The organism is Cytobacillus spongiae (genome assembly GCF_021390075.1).
Genome location: NZ_CP089997.1, coordinates 1,525,240 through 1,541,954, shown reverse-complemented (window position 1 = coordinate 1,541,954; position 16,715 = coordinate 1,525,240). Strand labels below are relative to the sequence as shown.

General features: G+C 37.6%; 17 protein-coding genes and 1 other annotated feature. Of the genes, 1 reads left to right on the top strand and 16 read right to left on the bottom strand.

Annotated elements, in window-relative coordinates; all coding sequences use genetic code 11:
- Positions 1-18: 18 nt before the first annotated feature.
- From LS684_RS07855 to spoIIGA, 14 genes are all read right to left on the bottom strand, one after another.
- A complete protein-coding gene (locus tag LS684_RS07855; RefSeq protein ID WP_233811059.1) occupies positions 19-930 on the bottom strand; it encodes an RluA family pseudouridine synthase in 912 nt (303 codons plus the stop codon).
- Entirely contained in the window at positions 902-1,396 is a 495-nt protein-coding gene (lspA, locus tag LS684_RS07850) for a signal peptidase II (protein ID WP_233811058.1), read from the bottom strand. The genes LS684_RS07855 and lspA overlap by 29 nt, the downstream gene beginning before the upstream one ends.
- Before the next feature lie 244 nt (positions 1,397-1,640).
- Positions 1,641-1,928 carry a TraR/DksA family transcriptional regulator gene (locus LS684_RS07845; RefSeq protein WP_233811057.1) on the bottom strand — a complete coding sequence of 96 codons (288 nt, stop codon included), beginning with the start codon at positions 1,926-1,928 and terminating at the stop codon, positions 1,641-1,643.
- 225 nt (positions 1,929-2,153) lie between these two features.
- Positions 2,154-4,916: an isoleucine--tRNA ligase gene (gene ileS, locus LS684_RS07840; RefSeq protein ID WP_233811056.1), complete on the bottom strand. Its 2,763-nt coding sequence runs from the start codon at positions 4,914-4,916 to the stop codon at positions 2,154-2,156.
- Between the two features lie 117 nt (positions 4,917-5,033).
- Positions 5,034-5,296: a binding site (T-box leader), on the bottom strand.
- Between the two features lie 50 nt (positions 5,297-5,346).
- Positions 5,347-5,862, bottom strand: a complete 516-nt coding sequence (locus LS684_RS07835) for a DivIVA domain-containing protein (RefSeq protein WP_233811055.1) — start codon at positions 5,860-5,862, stop codon at positions 5,347-5,349.
- A gap of 84 nt (positions 5,863-5,946) precedes the next feature.
- On the bottom strand, positions 5,947-6,720 hold the full coding sequence (locus LS684_RS07830) for a YlmH family RNA-binding protein (RefSeq protein WP_233811054.1): 774 nt from the start codon (positions 6,718-6,720) through the stop codon (positions 5,947-5,949).
- A gap of 78 nt (positions 6,721-6,798) precedes the next feature.
- Complete coding sequence (locus LS684_RS07825) at positions 6,799-7,062, bottom strand: YggT family protein (protein WP_233811053.1); 264 nt, start codon at positions 7,060-7,062, stop codon at positions 6,799-6,801.
- A gap of 3 nt (positions 7,063-7,065) precedes the next feature.
- Positions 7,066-7,509, bottom strand: coding sequence for a cell division protein SepF (locus tag LS684_RS07820; RefSeq protein ID WP_233811052.1), 444 nt, complete (start codon positions 7,507-7,509; stop codon positions 7,066-7,068).
- Complete coding sequence (locus LS684_RS07815; protein ID WP_233811051.1) at positions 7,506-8,201, bottom strand: YggS family pyridoxal phosphate-dependent enzyme; 696 nt, start codon at positions 8,199-8,201, stop codon at positions 7,506-7,508. Before LS684_RS07815 ends, LS684_RS07820 begins: the two co-directional genes overlap by 4 nt.
- A gap of 1 nt (position 8,202) precedes the next feature.
- Entirely contained in the window at positions 8,203-9,030 is an 828-nt protein-coding gene (pgeF, locus tag LS684_RS07810; RefSeq protein WP_233811050.1) for a peptidoglycan editing factor PgeF, read from the bottom strand.
- Between the two features lie 305 nt (positions 9,031-9,335).
- The gene (locus LS684_RS07805; RefSeq protein ID WP_233811049.1) at positions 9,336-9,605 is read right to left on the bottom strand and encodes a YlmC/YmxH family sporulation protein; all 270 of its coding nucleotides are present in this window, start codon (positions 9,603-9,605) and stop codon (positions 9,336-9,338) included.
- 94 nt (positions 9,606-9,699) lie between these two features.
- A complete protein-coding gene (gene sigG, locus LS684_RS07800) occupies positions 9,700-10,479 on the bottom strand; it encodes an RNA polymerase sporulation sigma factor SigG (RefSeq protein WP_233811048.1) in 780 nt (259 codons plus the stop codon).
- A gap of 214 nt (positions 10,480-10,693) precedes the next feature.
- The gene (gene sigE, locus LS684_RS07795; protein WP_233811047.1) at positions 10,694-11,416 is read right to left on the bottom strand and encodes an RNA polymerase sporulation sigma factor SigE; all 723 of its coding nucleotides are present in this window, start codon (positions 11,414-11,416) and stop codon (positions 10,694-10,696) included.
- A gap of 43 nt (positions 11,417-11,459) precedes the next feature.
- On the bottom strand, positions 11,460-12,398 hold the full coding sequence (gene spoIIGA, locus LS684_RS07790) for a sigma-E processing peptidase SpoIIGA (protein ID WP_233811046.1): 939 nt from the start codon (positions 12,396-12,398) through the stop codon (positions 11,460-11,462).
- 314 nt (positions 12,399-12,712) lie between these two features.
- On the opposite strand from spoIIGA, the gene hmpA reads away from it, so the two are divergent.
- On the top strand, positions 12,713-13,942 hold the full coding sequence (hmpA, locus tag LS684_RS07785) for an NO-inducible flavohemoprotein (protein WP_233811045.1): 1,230 nt from the start codon (positions 12,713-12,715) through the stop codon (positions 13,940-13,942).
- Between the two features lie 111 nt (positions 13,943-14,053).
- On the opposite strand, the gene ftsZ is transcribed toward hmpA, so the two are convergent.
- Positions 14,054-15,202, bottom strand: coding sequence for a cell division protein FtsZ (ftsZ, locus tag LS684_RS07780; protein WP_233811044.1), 1,149 nt, complete (start codon positions 15,200-15,202; stop codon positions 14,054-14,056).
- A gap of 125 nt (positions 15,203-15,327) precedes the next feature.
- The gene (gene ftsA / locus LS684_RS07775; RefSeq protein WP_233811043.1) at positions 15,328-16,617 is read right to left on the bottom strand and encodes a cell division protein FtsA; all 1,290 of its coding nucleotides are present in this window, start codon (positions 16,615-16,617) and stop codon (positions 15,328-15,330) included.
- Positions 16,618-16,715 lie beyond the last annotated feature (98 nt).

Here is a 16,715-nt window from a genome sequence, read left to right as displayed (position 1 = left end):
AACACGTGTAGATTTTTGTCAACGATTATTTCGTAATGACGTAAGTAGATCTGCAAACTCAGCAGGTAGTGGTGCTTCGAATTCAATATATTCTCCTGTCCGTGGATGCTCAAACCCTAATACGCCTGCATGCAATGCTTGTCCGCCAATATCAAGCGTCTTTTTCGGACCGTACTTTGGATCTCCAACTAATGGATAGCCGATATATTTCATATGAACACGAATCTGATGTGTTCTTCCTGTTTCTAACTGACATTCAATATATGAATAGTGATTAAATTTCTCAAGCACTTGGAAATGAGTAACAGCATTCTTCCCATTATCCACAACTGCCATACTTTGACGATCCTTTTGGTCACGCCCAATCGGTGCATCTATAGTTCCATGATCATGTTGAATAATTCCATGAACAATAGCGCGATACTTTCTTGTAACTGTTTTTGCCACTAGTTGATTAACAAGACTTTCATGAGCCATATCGTTTTTGGCTACCATTAACAAGCCTGAAGTATCCTTGTCAATTCTGTGCACGATTCCAGGTCTTAGAACACCATTTATTCCAGATAGATCTTTACAATGTGCCATTAACCCATTTACGAGTGTACCTGTCAAGTGGCCAGGGGCTGGATGAACCACCATTCCTTTTGGTTTATACACTACTAAAACATCCTGATCCTCATAGAAAATTTCTAAATCCATTTCCTCGGGAATAACATCCAATTCTTCTGGTTCTGGGATGTTGATTTCAATTTTATCATTTAATTGACATTTATAATTTGTTTTAACCTTTTCACCATTTACTAAAACGTGTTCTTCTTTAATCCATTGTTGCACTTGTGTCCGAGACCAATCTTGATTAACTAATGATAGGACTTTATCAATTCGTTGTCCCTTCTGTTCCTCAAGAATGATGTGTTCCATTTTCTCCATAAGATTTCTCCTTCTTTGCTGCTCTCTCTTCGAGTAGCATTTGAATCATTAGTAAGCCCACTCCAATGACGAGTGCTGAATCTGCAATGTTGAATACAGGAAAATCGTAGGTGAAAATATATGTGTTTATAAAATCAACCACTTCTTTTCGGAATACACGGTCAATAAAATTCCCAATTGCTCCTCCAAGCATTAGACCTAAAGATACGCCGAGTAGCATTTTCCCTTTTGCAGCTTTTTGAATGTAAATAACAATTCCGATAATCACCACAACGGTGATGACATAAAAGAACCACATTTGTCCTTGTAGTATTCCCCACGCAGCTCCACGATTACGATGTGAAGTAATGTAGAGGAAATCTTCAATTACTTTAATGCTTTCACCGAGCTCTAAGTTTTTTACGATTAGCCATTTCGTTAATTGATCTAATGCTATGACAAACAATGCTAATATGTAATAAAACACAAAGGTAACCTCCACATGTCGATATGTTATCACCATTGCATTTTAGCACAAACTTGCCAAAAACGGTAGCGACCTTAATCTACCTATCCAGATCAATACTTTAATCATACTCACAAATATGATTTCCTTTCCCAAAAGTGCAAATGAACAACTGACATTCCGGTTTCATTCCCTTGATATTTATCAATCAAGTTAAAGGGGAGTTTTAATCAATCAACAACCAAATTAGGGCTCTTTAAAAAGCTCATGAAAAAAATGGCTTGATATAAAAATCACTAACTTGTTTAGAGTCACTGAGCGTTCTTATCGTTGGAATGGAATAAAGAAGATCTGGTGGAATGAGTTCGCCTGATATTTCACATATTCCAAAAGTGCCGTTTTTCATTTTTTTTAGTGCTTGTTCTGTATCATGTAACTCTGCCTCTAAATAGGTTCTTATCGATTCTGAGCAAGTATCTGAAAATAACTTTTCTTTTAGTTCCTCGCTTGTATTACGGAGTTCTGAATAGAGCTTTTGATCAAGGCCATCCATGTCTTTTCCTCCGTTCAATTTGTTTCTAATTATTATGAACCGATTCAAGCATGGAGACACATTTAAACAATTGTCAAGGACTACAACAATTAACGCTAGTGGAATAAATTACAGCGTTTAACACCCTCGCAATCCATCTTACCTCGATAAAACAACAATCTTCTAGAAAATAACCTTTGCAAAAAAAGCCCAACGTATTAAATACGCTGGGCGGCATTCCTCATATTATTTATAATAGGTTTCCACTACATTTGCACATCGTACGCATAACGTTGGATGGTTGTCCGCTTGACCAATTTCAGGAGTTACTGTCCAACAGCGCTCACATGTCTCCCCATCAGCTTTTGATACGACAATCGCTGCAGATGATAATTGAATAGCATGTTCAGGTGCATCTTCGTAGGCACCAGCCACTTCGAAACCAGATACAATAAAGAGTTGCTTCAGATTTTCTTGGATAGAATCTAGAAGTTCTTTCGTCCCTTCATTAACGTAAAGGGTTACCTTTGCTGTTAATGACTTTCCAATTACTTTTTCGTTACGTGCTTCTTCAAGTGCCTTTAATACATCATCACGTAACTTCATAAATGCTGTCCATTTAATTTCTAGTGCTTCCGCATTAGGCAGCTCTTCATATTCAGGAAGATCTGTTAACTGGACGCTTTCTTCTTCGACAGAAGAAATATAATTCCAAACTTCATCTGCTGTATGAGATAAAATCGGTGCAACTAGCTTAGTTAACGCTAATAAGCTATCATAAAGAACTGTTTGAATCGCACGACGTTCATGATGATCCTTTGCCTCAATGTAAAGAACATCTTTGGCAAAATCAAGATAAAATGAGCTCAATTCAAGTGTACAGAAATTATTTACAGCATGATAAATTCCTGCAAATTCGTAATTTTCATACGCATTACGAACATTCTTTATTAAGTTGTTCAGCTTAACTAGCATAAACTGATCCACTTCTCTTAAGTTTTCAAAAGCCACTTTATCTGTAGTTGGATTAAAGTCATCAAGGTTACCTAACAAGAAACGGAATGTATTACGAATTTTTCGGTAAACCTCTGCTACTTGCTTTAAAATCGCATCAGAAACACGTACATCAGATTGATAGTCAACAGAAGCAACCCATAAGCGTAAAATATCAGCGCCTAGTTGATTCATTACTTTCTCAGGAACAACAACATTCCCAATCGATTTACTCATCTTACGGCCTTCTCCGTCTAGAGCAAACCCATGACTTAATACACCTTTATAAGGAGCTTTCCCTGTAATAGCAACACTTGTTGATAAGGAAGAGTTAAACCATCCTCGATATTGGTCTGAGCCTTCTAAATATAGATCGGCTGGCCTTTGCAGGTCATCACGTTCAACAAGTACTGCTTGGTGTGATGAACCCGAATCAAACCACACATCCATAATATCTGTCTCTTTTGTAAACTCACCATTTGGGCTACCTGGGTGTGTGAAACCTTCAGGTAATAGATCTTTAGCATCTCTTTCAAACCAAACATTAGATCCTTCTTTTCGGAAGAGGTTTGATACATGTTCAATTGTTTCGTCATTAATAATGGCTTCTCCATTTTCAGCATAGAAAACTGGAATCGGCACTCCCCATGCACGTTGTCTTGAAATACACCAATCTCCGCGGTCACGAACCATGTTGAACAGTCGTGTTTCTCCCCACGCTGGTACCCATTTAGTTTCTTTTACAGCGTCTAGTAATTGAGTGCGGAAATCCTTGATGGAAGCAAACCATTGAGCAGTTGCTCTAAAAATAACCGGCTTCTTCGTTCTCCAATCATGCGGATACGAGTGTGTGATAAATTGTAATTTCAATAATGCGCCTGCTTCTTCTAACTTCTCGGTAATTGGTTTATTAGCTTCATCATAGAACAACCCTTCAAAGCCAGGTGCTTCATCTGTCATTACGCCTCGGTCATCTACAGGACACAATACATCCAGTCCATACTTTTGGCCAACAAAGAAGTCGTCTTCCCCGTGACCTGGAGCCGTATGAACACATCCTGTTCCAGCATCAGTAGTGACATGCTCACCTAGCATAACTAAGGAATCACGATCGTAAAGAGGATGTGAAGCAATAACATGCTCTAATTCATTTCCTTTAACAGTTTGAACAGTCTTTGGCTCTACCCATCCGATTTCTTTTGATACAGTCTCAAGTAACTCTTCAGCAACTAAATATTTTTGTTCTGCCACTTCTACAACTACATAGTTTAGCTGTGGGTGTACGGAAATCCCTAAGTTGGCAGGGATTGTCCATGGTGTAGTAGTCCAGATAATCATGTTTGTATTTGTATCTAGAACCCCTTTTCCATCCTTCACTTGGAATGCAACATAAATAGATGGAGAACGTTTATCTTGATATTCGATTTCCGCTTCTGCTAATGCAGATTCACTTGAAGGAGACCAATATACTGGTTTTTTCCCTTTATAAATGTAACCTTGCTTAGCCATTTCACCGAACACTTTAATTTGTTGAGCTTCATACTCAGGTTTTAAAGTAATATACGGATTATCCCAATCTCCACGGACGCCTAGGCGCTTAAATTGAGAACGTTGATTATCAATTTGCTGATATGCATATTCCTCACATAACTTACGAAACTCAGCAACGGTCATCTCCTTGCGCTTGACCCCTTTATTCGTTAATGCCTGCTCAATTGGTAATCCATGTGTATCCCAACCAGGTACATACGGCGCACAATAGCCACTCATTGATTTGTAACGAACAATAAAATCTTTTAAGATTTTATTTAAAGCATGCCCCATATGGATATCTCCATTAGCGTATGGTGGGCCATCATGCAAAATAAATAAAGAACGCTCTTTCGTACGGTCTTGAACCATAGAATAAATGTCCATTTCCGCCCACTTTTCTTGAATATCTGGTTCACGCTTAGGTAAATTTCCTCTCATCGGAAATTCTGTCTTTGGCATAAGCAATGTGTCTTTGTAATCCATTTGATTTCCTCCTAATTAACAATCACTAGCTATTCATCATTATTATAGATAATTGGCTATTGCATACCATCTCTTTAACAGTAGTCCAATGAAAACACAAAAAAACCCCTCATCCCAAAAAGGGACGAGAAGGTTTGAATCCCGCGGTACCACCCTTGTAGATAGACAATCCTATACATCTATCCGCTTAAGCATTCGTAACGTGAATAAGACGCCTTTAATTACAATGCTAAAAGTTAGCAGTTCAAAAAAGGTACTCAAGGGTGATTTTCTAGCTTTTCGCTTAGTCTGGGCTTCCACCATCCCCAGCTCGCTTGTAACAATCTTGAATTGTTTTTAAAAGCAGGTTAAAGCTCTACTGTCCCTGTCATTGTATAAACATATGATAATAGCTTTGTTAAAAAATTATATTCGATACGCTAAGTGTTCGTCAAGCTAATGAATCTTCTTCTTTTAATGCTTTTATTTCATCTGCGTCAATTTCATATTCCATTAAATGATCCCAATCATCATTATTTAACAAGTCTAATTGAGCTTCAATTAACATTTTAAAGCGAGTTCGGAAAACTTTGGATTGCTTTTTCAAATCTTCAATTTCTAAAGCAATTTTTCTTGCCTTTGATAATGATTCATTCACAATTCGATCTGCGTTCTTTTCTGCTTCTTTCATTATTAATTTTGCTTCTTTTTGCGCATTTCGCTTTACTTCTTCAGCTGCTTCTTGTGCAACAACGATCGACTTATTCAACGTTTCTTCAATGTTTGAGAAATGGCCAAGTCTTTCGTTCATATCACTCAGCTTCGTTTCAAGCTCTTTTTTCTCACGAAGAACTAACTCATAATCTTTAATGACCTGATCTAAAAATTCATTTACTTCATCTTCATCATAACCACGAAACCCTTTGCTGAATTCCTTGTTATGAATATCTAAAGGCGTTAATGGCATCTTGCCACCTCCAAGTTATAAATCGATTGTTATGTACTATAATCTCTTCGACAGCTACTGCTAAATTCCTGCAAGAATCTTTTGTTATTTTTGTTTTCCGACAGTCATTCTCCATTTGTCTTTCTTTGTTTTCCCCTCAATGGTGATTACTTTCGAACGACCAAACCCTCTAACAGAAATTACATCTCCTTCTCCACAATCAAAGGCTGGGTTTTCAATAGTTGTCCAATTAATCTTAACTAATCCTTGCTGAATATACAATTGCGATTTTTGTCTAGAAATATTGTGGACACCAGATATTACCGTATCTAAGCGTAATGAGGAAACCGTAACAGATTGTTCTTTCCACTCTTCTTCGTCCTTTAAAGCTTCTTGAAGTGAGACTTCTTTTAAGCTGATTGAAGCTCTCCCAATCGATGTCAGCTGCAGTTTGATATAATCCACTACTTCCTGTGCTGCGAAAAATTGAATGCGATCTTCTTCAAAAAGGATATCACCAAATTTTCTTCTTGTTAACCCCATTCCCATTAAGCTACCTAATACCTGGGGATGCTCAATCGTAACGAATTTACGAGGATAATCGATTTCAAATAACTGTAATTGAAAATCCTCCTCAGATATTACGTAATAATCAGGGTAGAGTAGAGTGCGTTTTCTCTCTGCACCTTCTGTTCCACCAAAGAAACAAAATGAAACATCATTCGCTTGACCTATAACTGACTGTAAAATTTGTTGCTCTCTAGGATCCAAAAAATCAGTTAGTTTCGGTGCATATGTATTCTCCACAAAGCTTCGCCATTGTAATACTTGGTCAATAAATTCTCGCTCTTCAGGCCGAAAATGCTGGTATATTGACATAAATATATTCTCCTAACTAACAACAAAAGTATGACGAGTCCAAACAGAAAAAGGGCCTCTCTAAGACCCTTATCTCGATTATGAAATCCAACGAAATAGCTCGGCTAGACCTGAAGTTGCAAATCGCAGAACAAAAATAGCCACAATTGGAGAAATATCGATCATTCCAAGAGGTGGAATGATCTTTCTGAAAGGCTCTAAGTACGGTTCACAAATTCTAGCTAGAAATTCACCAATGGCCGACTCTCTAGCATTCGGAAACCAAGATAATAAAATATAAATAATTAGTGCCCAAGAATAATAGTAAATTAAGTTAACTAACACAGAAAATAATAGCTCCATATCTTACCACCTCGAGTTTTCTAAGTCATGCTCACTGAGAAGCTGTGTAATATTACCGGAGACCTCTACATTGTCCGGTGTACAGAGAAAGATATCTGTCCCAATACGCTGGGCATCTCCCCCAATGGCATAGACTGTTCCAGTTAAAAAATCAATAATTCGCTTAGCTTGTGCTTTGTCAATTCGTTGAAGGTTCACGATTACCGCGCGATTCTTCTTTAAGTGATCGGCAATTTCTTGAGCCTCATCGTACACTCTTGGCTCAACTAACACCACTTTTGAACCCGTAGCTTTTTGAACACTTTGGAGACTAACGACATTTTGCTTTTTGCTTATTTGTTTTTGCGGTTGAATGGGCTCATGATTTTCCTCGATTATTTCCTCTTCATTATAGTCATATTCATCATCTAGGAAAAAAAATGTTTTTAATTTGGATTTAATACTCATGTTTCTCCAACCTCCTCATCCTCTTCTCCCACTAAAGCTGTCCCAATGCGAACCATCGTTGCTCCTTCTTCAACAGCGATTTCAAAATCATTTGACATTCCCATGGAAAGTTCTTCACAGGTAGCATAAGGTTTTTGCAGGCTTTGAACTTCTAGTTGACATTGTTTCAACCCTTTAAAGCATGTACGAATAGTCTCTTGATCATCTGTATACGGTGCCATCGTCATAAGACCTGCTACATGAATATTGGGAAATTCATGAAGATCCTTGATAAATGGTATTAATTGATCGGGAATTAATCCATGCTTTGATTCCTCTCCAGAAATATTCACCTGGACAAGACAGCGAATCGGTTTACTTGCTCGTTTATTAATCTCTTTTGCTAAAGAAAGGCGATCAAGTGAATGGATATAATCCACTTTATCAATTATATCTTTTACTTTACGAGACTGCAGAGAACCAATAAAATGCCATGTAGGCTTGTCCTTTAGGGCTTGCCATTTTTCCTCTAGTCCTTCATCACGGTTTTCACCAAGATGGACGACGCCTGCCTTGAAAGCCTCAATGGCTCGATCTACTGAAACATATTTTGTAACCGCAATTAGCTTAACCTCTTTAGGATCTCTATTTGCTCTTTGACAGGCAAGATCAATTTGTTTCGTTACGTTTGCTAGCTTTTCTTTCACTTTCATCTTACCGTTGTGAATCCTCCTTCCAGCCGATAAAGCTCATCATTCTACCTGTATGCCCTTCATCACGTCGATGGGAAAAAAAGTAGTCTTGATGACAACTGGTACATAAATCAGTCACTTGAATGTTCTCTTCTAATACACCTGTTTGCTTTATGATAAATTTATTTACTTGCTTCAAGTTCAATTGGAATTGACCTTCACTAATTAAATTATATGGCTTTCTTTCGACATCTTCTAGTCTATTTTCTACAAATTGAATAACTCGCTCATCTACAATATAACATTTTTCGCAAATAGCAGGACCAATAACTACAGAAATTTCATTGCTTGGTATTCCCTCAGAATTGAATAAGTGTATCATCTCAGAAGCAATCCCATGGACCGTCCCCTTCCAGCCCGCATGAGCCACCCCGATCGCTTTCGTCTTTGGATGAAAAAAGTATAAGGGAACACAATCAGCATAACATAACGTTAACAAGACACCTTGGTCATATGTAAAAAAACCGTCTGTTCCCTTATAAGCTTTTTCATAATCATCTGCGCCTTTACCTCGGTCTGAAGTGGTCACTTTTTGAATCCGTACCTCATGGGTTTGCTCTGCTCCCACCCAATTCTCTATAGGAATCCCAAGCTCTTCTCCAACTAGCGTTCGGTTACATACAACTGTTTCATAAGAATCCTCTACATGAAAACCAAGATTTAAGGTCGAGAATGCTCCTTCACTTCTACCCTCATTTTTTGTTGTAAAGCCAGCAACCAAGTGAGGTTGCTGCTTTGTCCAATCCTCTATTATAAAATATTTATCATTCACTAATTTAAATGGTTCCATCAGGATTCCTTCTTTATGTTTGGCTTTTTTCGTATTCATCGTTGCTTTTGAAGCATGGACAGTTTTCCGTTCCAGGATACTCGCTTTCCGCGAGTCGCGTCTGTGAGTATCCTCATTTTCACCAGTAGGGTCTCATCTGTCCCTACCGCACCTGAATGCGTTTCGCATCCTTCCGTTCCAAACTGCTATCGTTCGTTTGAAGTAGGGAATCTCACCTAGTAAAAAACAACAATCTTTTGTAAATAGCCTTATGTTTTCATTTAGTTTATCACAAACCGCAGGTAGGGCATAGAAAAATAGATATTTCATGCCTCTTCCTCATGATAAACAACTTCTCCAATTTCTTTATATCGAACTAATATGACATCCTCTCCCACCTTTAAAATGTTCTTCCACGGAATGATGATTTCCTCATCTTTTCCAAAAAAACCAAGAACCCTACCCGAACCGTTAATTATGACTGCTTCAATTTTTCCTGTTTGAATGTTGATCTCTATATCACCAATATTACCAAGTTTCTTCCCATCAGATACATTTACAACATCCTTCAATTGAAATTCTGATATTCTAATCATATTTACCCTCTCCCCTGTCATACCATCTATTAGTAATATATGATGACTATAGGAGAAATAATGAATAAAAAAAGCTACCCTTTTACAGGTAGCTTTAGCTTTGAATATTTTTGTTCATTTGCTTAATTGCTGCTTTCTCTAAACGAGAGACTTGTGCTTGTGAAATACCAATCTCATCGGCCACTTCCATCTGCGTTTTCCCTTGAAAGAACCGTTTTCGCAAGATTAATTTTTCTCGATCATTTAATCTTCTCATTCCTTCTTTTAACGCTATCTCTTCGATCCACTGAATATCTTTATTCTTTTCATCACTTAATTGATCCATCACATAGATAGGGTCTCCTCCATCGTTATAGATTGGCTCAAATAAGGACACAGGATCTTGGATGGCATCTAACGCAAAGACGATTTCTTCATGAGGTACATCAAGTACTTTAGCAATTTCCTCTGCACTAGGATCCTTTGAAGTTTCACTCATTAAGCGCTCTCTCACTTGCAAGGCTTTATAAGCAATATCCCTTAGAGATCGAGAAACGCGAATTGGATTGTTATCTCGCAAATAACGTCTAATTTCACCTATGATCATGGGAACTGCATATGTAGAGAATTTTACATTTTGACCTAAATCAAAATTATCAATCGATTTCATCAAGCCAATGCAACCCACTTGAAATAAATCATCTACAAATTCACCACGATTGTTAAAGCGTTGAATGACACTTAATACCAGACGTAAATTCCCATTTACAAGCTTTTCTCTGGCATAAATGTCTCCCTTATGCATTTGCTTGAAGAGCTCTCTCATTTCTTCGTTTTTCAATACTGGAAGCTTGGATGTGTCGACACCGCAAATTTCAACTTTATTTCGAGTCAATTCTTTTCCCTCCTCACAGGAGCTGCTGTACAAACAACAGTATCTCCGCGTGAAGGAAAAATATGCACATCGCTCATGCTTAGCATCAACGAGAGATTCGTGAAAAACTTCAAAAATAAGGGTTTAAAGACAATTTATTACCAAAAAAATTTTTTTCAGTACTCCAATAATTTGTACAGAATAAATCCTCTAATAACATACAGAAAACAGGAAATCAAACCATCTTATTGAATTCTTTTTTTAGCCGTTTAATTATTCTTTTCTCTAACCGAGAGATATAGGATTGTGAAATTCCAAGCATGTCTGCAACATCCTTTTGTGTCTTTTCCTCTCCAGCCGACCCTAAACCAAATCGAAGCTCCATAATCTGCTTTTCACGGTCTGTGAGTTGATGTAACGCTTTGAGTAGAAGCTTTTTGTCTACATTCGCTTCCAAATCCTTCGTAATAATATCATCGTCCGTTCCCAATACATCTGATAGCAGTAGTTCATTCCCGTCCCAATCAATATTAAGTGGCTCATCGAATGAAACTTCAGAGCGAATTTTATTATTTCGTCTTAAATACATAAGGATCTCATTTTCAATACAACGAGAGGCATATGTAGCTAGCTTGATTTTCTTTTCTGGATTGAATGTATTAACTGCTTTGATCAGTCCAATTGTTCCAATGCTGATTAAATCCTCAATATTGATTCCCGTGTTTTCAAACTTACGAGCAATATAAACGACTAAACGGAGGTTTCTTTCAATTAGGATCGACCTTGCTGCTTTATCCCCGTTAGGTAGCTTTTCCAAAAGAAGGGCTTCTTCCTCTTTATCTAAAGGAGGTGGTAATGCTTCGCTGCCACCAATATAGTATATTTCGTCTGTTTTTAATCCCAATTTCATTAATAGCTTATACCAATAGTAAGATAAGCGAAGTTTTAACCGTTTCATTCCAAGTCCTCCTTCTAAAATGTGTAATTGAGAGTATAGTATATTAACTAACTTTTATCTCACCGTTTACTTTCCGAGTTGTCGTTAGCATTTTAGGATGAACGATACACTCAAAAGCATCATCAGCTGATAAATGTTGCAGAGTAAATGATACTAGTCCTTTATCGACGATAAATGATTCATCATCTTTTTCGAACATAATACGGTCTGGTTTTAATGCAATGATAAGTTGATGATCTTGCCCCACAACTTTATAAGGAATGATTCTCATGCGATTATGCCAATCATCATCAATTGGTTCAGTCCCTAAAATTATGTCTTCTGAATGAGTAGCCATCTTCAATAGTGTATCAGGTACTTCTTCCATCTTGGTCTTGAGCGATACAAACATAACCGGAACCTTCGTTATTGGGTCATAAAGTTGATTTCCGCTATCAATTAACCCTTTAAAAGTAAATACTGTCCCATTTATGGTAACAACCACTTTTATCAACTGATCATATTGGATCTTAGTCATCTCAATGCTATCTACATTACGTTTGGAGAAATACCAAGCAACAGGGAAACCTAGGACGACAAATAACCAGCTGATTGGATCGCCAAACCCTTTAACACTAGCTAAAATAACGGATGTAGAGAGTTGAAAATCAAATTGAACAAAATAGTGAGTTCCAATTAATATTCCCCCGACAAGAAATGTAGTTAAATACAATGTCATTAAGCTACTAACGAAATAACGAAACCTTTTATACCCAAAGGTCGTTAACACCATTACAATTGAAAAAAACATTTTTGTAATTGGGTGGCCAGAAATGGAATTCAACGGAGTAATCGATAATAGGATGATAATAGATCCTATAAATCCCCCTGCAAACATTCTCCAATACCGAAAATCCCGCTTTAAAATAATGGCAGTTAAATAGAGGAGAAGGCTATCAAATAAAAAGTTCAAAAACCAAATGACATCTAAATATACGACCAATCAGTTTCCCCCTTTAAAACGAGGTCATCTCTCATATGGCGATGTTTCTTACTAAATAGGATTAAGTGGTGTACCCATTCCATGTTATTTCTATTAATCTTACGAAAAAGTATAGCGTACATCTCCATTGGAAGTGTGTCACTTTCTGTAGCCAAAATGGCAGAAATTTTCACCAATCCCTTCGGATTTTGTCAGATTTTCAAAAACCACCTTTGAATTTGCCAATCCTTTTCTATATAAAGTGATTTATATCACAAAATCTCTTCGTATTTTTCACTATAATTACTGTGAAAATAAACGAAAGAGGTGCGGGTATGCTAGACAAACAAACGATATCCATCATTAAAAGTACGGTTCCTATCTTAGAGGAGCAAGGGGAAACAATTACAACTCGATTTTATGAAAAAATGTTTACCAATCATCCAGAGTTATTAAATATTTTTAATCACGCGAATCAAAAACAAGGGCGGCAACAAAAAGCATTAGCAAATGCGGTCTATGCCGCTGCTAAGCATATTGACCAGCTAGAGAGTATTTTACCTGTCGTTCAACAAATCGGTCACAAACACCGGTCACTTGGGATAAAGCCGGAGCATTACCCTATTGTCGGAAAGCACTTACTATTAGCAATAAAAGACGTGCTCGGTGAAGCAGCCACAGATGAGATTATGAACGCTTGGAAGAAGGCATATGAAGTCATTGCAAATGTATTTATTCAAGTAGAAGAAGGACTATACAAAAAAGCAGAGGAAGACAGTGGTGGGTGGAAGGATTTCAAATCCTTTATCGTTGATCACATCGTTAAAGAAAGCGATTGTATTACCTCTTTTTATCTTAAACCAGCAGATGGTGGGGCTATATCACCTTTTATACCAGGACAATATATAAGCATACGAGTAAAAGTTCCTGGCTCAAATTATTTTCACATTCGTCAATATAGCTTATCAGACGCTCCAAATAAGTCTTATTATCGAATATCTGTAAAAAAAGAACACGGAGTATCAAATAAGCCTGCTGGCATTGTTTCAAACTACTTGCACGATTCCATACAGGTTGGTGACGAACTCGAAATTAGTCCTCCAGCTGGCGATTTTATTCTTCAGGATACGGACGAACCAATCATTTTCCTATCTGGAGGTGTAGGTATTACTCCACTCATTAGTATGATGAACGAACTACTTGAACAAAAGAAACAACAACCCATTACCATTATCCATGCAGCGATTAATGGTAATCAACAAGCCTTTAGAAAACATCTGCTTGATGCTGCAGGTAAACAGCTAAATATAAATTATTTCTCCTGTTTAGAAAGACCAACTGATGATGACCTCTTAGAGAATACGTTTGACAAAGAAGGATATATCACCAAGGATTGGCTATCTGAAATAATTACTAATCATTCATGCAAAGTGTATATGTGTGGTCCGATTTCATTTATGCAAGCGATGTTTCAACAATTACAGGAAATTGGGATTAACTCAAATTCCATTCGATACGAATTCTTTGGACCAGCAGCCGTAATAAAAGAAACACAAACCGTTTAATTGTGTAAATAATTCCATCTGCAACTCATACCGGTCAACTTACAAACCACCGCTGTATGCTTTGCAAAAAAAAAAGCATGCTTACTCCATTTGAGTAGCATGCTTTCTTCATTAACGTCTACGATTACGGTTACGTAAGAATGTAGGGATATCAAGGGTATCTTCCGCTTGTTGACCTGTATTGCTTCGAACCGTTTCTTGAATTGGAGCTTCTTCTCTCTTCGGTTCACGCTTAACTGTACCAGTCGTGTTCATTGCAGGCTTCGCTTGACCGAATGTAGGACGAGAAGGCTTTGGCTGAGCAACTTCTTCAGAAAAGCCTGTAGCAATTACTGTTACTACAATTTCTTCTTTCAGATTGTCGTTAATAACAGAACCAAATATCATGTTAACGTCTTGATCAGATGCAGTAGCGACAATATCCGCTGCTTCTTGGACTTCGTATAGACTCAAGTTTGTTCCACCAGTAATGTTCATTAACACACCTTGAGCACCATCAATGGATTTTTCAAGTAATGGAGATGAAATAGCTTTCTTAGCAGCTTCAGCAGCGCGATTCTCTCCACTAGCAACACCAATCCCCATCAATGCAGAACCTTTGTTTGACATGATTGTCTTAACATCAGCGAAGTCTAGGTTGATTAAGCCAGGAGTCGCTATTAGATCTGAAATTCCTTGAACCCCTTGACGAAGAACATTATCCGCTTCACGGAATGCTTCAAGCATTGGCGTACTCTTATCAACAATTTCTAATAAGCGATCGTTTGGAATAACAATTAGGGTATCAACTGCTTCTTTCATTGCACTGATTCCACCACCAGCTTGTGTTGAACGCTTTCTACCTTCAAATGTGAAAGGTCTAGTTACAACACCTACTGTTAGAGCACCAAGGTCTCTCGCAATTTGAGCAATAACTGGAGCAGCACCTGTTCCAGTTCCGCCACCCATACCAGCAGTTACAAAGACCATATCTGCCCCTTTTAGTACTTCTTCAATTTGCTCTTTACTCTCTTCTGCAGCTTTCTTTCCAACCTCAGGATTTGCACCTGCTCCCAATCCTCTAGTAAGCTTTGCGCCTATTTGCATTCTTACTTCAGCTTTGGACAAATTTAAAGCTTGAGCATCTGTATTTACTGCAATGAATTCAACTCCTTGAACTCCATGCTCAATCATACGGTTTACTGCGTTATTTCCACCGCCACCGACTCCGATGACTTTTATCGTTGCTAATGAATCTAAATTCGTATCAAATTCCAACATGACAAATCCTCCTAATTCGTCCAGATTCCCTGTTATCCTAATAAATACACTATGAATCAATCATCACATTACTTTGATTTAGGCTTACAAGATTGTAAGTTTCTCGAGTAATCTATCGTATAGATTTATTCGAAAAAGTAACCAAGGAATTTTTTCACTCTAGATGTGATTCTTTCTTCCGGTTGTTTTTCCGGTTTTACCTTTGTCTGTGTTTGTTTAGGTATTCGCTTATCTTTTGCCTCAGTCATTCCTGTTGAGGATGACTCACTGTACTTTCTACCTTGCAGTCTTGCATTTTTATATGCAAAATTGATAAGGCCTACAGCTGTAGTGTACTGTGGTTCTCTTACCCCGATATAATCAGGGATGGCAATTCGAACCCTGTTTTCAAAAATAACTTGAGCTAATTCAAGAACACCCTCCGTATTGGCTACTCCTCCTGTTAGAACGTAGCCACCAGGTAATTCATGAAATCCAAGACGCCTAATTTCTCCTTGGATCAACTCAAATATTTCTTCCATTCTAGCTTCCATAATATCAGAGATTTCGAGCTGATTAAATTGTTGATGTTGGTCACTGCCGATAATTGGAACGCTAAAGACTTCTTCTTCAGAGGCAAAATCATAAAAAGCATAGCCATGCTTGATCTTTATTTTTTCTGCATCCTCAGTGGATGTACGTAGACCAATGGACAAATCCTTCGTAATATGTTCGCCACCGATTGGAACAACACTTGTTGCTTTAAGGTGACCTTGCTCAAATACTGCAATAGTTGTTGAGCCTCCACCTATATCAACAAGAGCTACACCAAGATTCTTTTCGTCTTTTGAAAGGGCAAATGCACCAGCTGCTAAGGGCTGAAGAGCTATGTCTAAAATATTTAAACCCGCACGTTCAACACATCGTAATATATTATGTAGTATCGTTTTTGATCCAGTAATAATAGTACCTTCCATCTCTAATCGAACACCAATCATTCCTCTTGGATCATTGATTTCATCTAATCCGTCGACGATAAATTGTTTTGGAATGACATCAATAATCTCTCTTTCTGGAGGAATGGATACAACTTGAGCAGCATCTATTACTCTAGCTACATCTTCGTTAGAAATTTCTCGATTCTCACTCGATACGGCCACTACTCCATGGCATGGCTGAAGCATCACGTGATTTCCAGTAATTCCTACTATTACTTGGTTTATTTCTAACCCTATCATTCTTTCAGCTTGTTCTATTGCCTGTCTTATCGAATGAACGGTCTCATCTATATCAACAATGGAGCCTTTTCGTAAACCTTCAGACTTAACATTGCCAACACCTATTATATTTAAAGAGTCATTGACCATTTCCCCAATGATTACTTTCACACTGGATGTACCGATGTCAAGACTTACATAAATCTCATTGCTGTTCATTCTTTGGCACCTCCTTCAGCTATTCATAATTGAACAACAACTATTGCTCTATGGAATGTAAAAATCATACTTTATCTTACAAATATTCGTCAAAACTA

Excerpts from the sequence above, each read along its gene's own strand:
- LS684_RS07845 (WP_233811057.1), bottom strand. The coding sequence starts at position 1,928 with ATGGATGGCCTTGATCAAAAGCTCTATTCAGAACTCCGTAATACAAGC.
- LS684_RS07855 (WP_233811059.1), bottom strand. The coding sequence starts at position 930 with ATGGAGAAAATGGAACACATCATTCTTGAGGAACAGAAGGGACAACGA.
- LS684_RS07835 (WP_233811055.1), bottom strand. The coding sequence starts at position 5,862 with ATGCCATTAACGCCTTTAGATATTCATAACAAGGAATTCAGCAAAGGG.
- ftsZ (WP_233811044.1), bottom strand. The coding sequence starts at position 15,202 with ATGTTGGAATTTGATACGAATTTAGATTCATTAGCAACGATAAAAGTC.
- LS684_RS07815 (WP_233811051.1), bottom strand. The coding sequence starts at position 8,201 with ATGAAAGTGAAAGAAAAGCTAGCAAACGTAACGAAACAAATTGATCTT.
- LS684_RS07805 (WP_233811049.1), bottom strand. The coding sequence starts at position 9,605 with ATGATTAGAATATCAGAATTTCAATTGAAGGATGTTGTAAATGTATCT.
- ileS (WP_233811056.1), bottom strand. The coding sequence starts at position 4,916 with ATGGATTACAAAGACACATTGCTTATGCCAAAGACAGAATTTCCGATG.
- LS684_RS07830 (WP_233811054.1), bottom strand. The coding sequence starts at position 6,720 with ATGTCAATATACCAGCATTTTCGGCCTGAAGAGCGAGAATTTATTGAC.
- pgeF (WP_233811050.1), bottom strand. The coding sequence starts at position 9,030 with ATGGAACCATTTAAATTAGTGAATGATAAATATTTTATAATAGAGGAT.
- sigE (WP_233811047.1), bottom strand. The coding sequence starts at position 11,416 with ATGAAACGGTTAAAACTTCGCTTATCTTACTATTGGTATAAGCTATTA.
- LS684_RS07820 (WP_233811052.1), bottom strand. The coding sequence starts at position 7,509 with ATGAGTATTAAATCCAAATTAAAAACATTTTTTTTCCTAGATGATGAA.
- hmpA (WP_233811045.1), top strand. The coding sequence starts at position 12,713 with ATGCTAGACAAACAAACGATATCCATCATTAAAAGTACGGTTCCTATC.
- ftsA (WP_233811043.1), bottom strand. The coding sequence starts at position 16,617 with ATGAACAGCAATGAGATTTATGTAAGTCTTGACATCGGTACATCCAGT.
- LS684_RS07825 (WP_233811053.1), bottom strand. The coding sequence starts at position 7,062 with ATGGAGCTATTATTTTCTGTGTTAGTTAACTTAATTTACTATTATTCT.